The 1,034-nt window shown below is 70.8% G+C and carries 1 protein-coding gene; it reads right to left on the bottom strand.

Features of this window, described 5'->3' with window-relative positions:
- A partial coding sequence (locus ACFYWX_RS47765) for a condensation domain-containing protein (RefSeq protein ID WP_389431816.1) occupies nucleotides 1–1,034 on the bottom strand: 1,034 nt, incomplete at both ends.

Consider the following 1,034-nt stretch of genomic DNA (forward strand, 5'->3'; position numbering starts at 1 on the left):
TCATGCTCCAGCAACTCCGCCAACTGGTCACGTATCGCCGACACCGCGTCCAGAACACCGAGCTCATCCGTCCGCACCCGCACCGGCAGCGTGTTCATGAACGGCCCCGGCACCCGGTCCGAGGCGCCGCTCGCGTTCATCCGGCCGAACAGCACGGTGCCGAAGACGACATCGTCCCGCCCCGCCATCACCGCGAGCGCCCGCGACCAGGCGACGTGCATCACCGTCGCCGCGCTCGCGCCGAGCCGGCGGGAAACCTCGCGCAGCCGCAGGTCCAGCTCGGGCTCGAACGCCACCTTGGCGCGCACCACACCGGCCCCGTCGCCGCGCACGTTCACTGCGCCGTACGGTGCGGTGCCCTCGGTGACGTCCGCCAGCAGACGGGTGAAGTAGCGCTCGTGCCCGGCGGTGTCCGCCCCGGTCCGCGCCTGCGCGACGAAGTCACGGAACGGCAGCGGCTCCGGAAGCTCGTCGGCCCGGCCGTTGACGAACGCGTCCAGTTCGGAGAGCAGCACCTCGAGTGCGGTGTGGTCCTGGACGATGTGGTGGAGCCGCACCAGGGCCACCCAGCCCTCGGTCCCGGGGAGGGGCGCGACATGGGCGGTGATCAGGGGCGCCTGGGCGAGGTCCATCGACAGGCCGACGCCGGTCAGCAACTGCTCGACCACATCGGAGTCGTCCGGGTCCAGGGCCACTTCCGTGACCGGCAGTTCGGCGTTGCGCCACACCACCTGGACGGGCGTGCGCAGCCCGTCCCACACGATGCCCGTGCGCAGGATGTCATGGCGGGCGACCACCTGCCGCAGGGCGTTCAGGAAGCTGTCCAGCCACTCACGCGAGCTGAACTCCATCACGGTGGGCATCACATAGGCGTCGTCCTCGTCGTCGGCGAGGAGGTGGTGGAAGAGCAGGCCCTCCTGGAGCGGGGCGAGCGGATAGACGTCCGCGATGTTCGCGGCGCCGCCCTCCACCGTGGCGACGACCCGCTCGATCTCCTCTGCCGTCAACTCGACCAGCGGAAGCATCTCCGGCGT

It is taken from the genome of Streptomyces sp. NPDC002888 (genome assembly GCF_042888465.1).
Classification (GTDB): domain Bacteria; phylum Actinomycetota; class Actinomycetes; order Streptomycetales; family Streptomycetaceae; genus Streptomyces.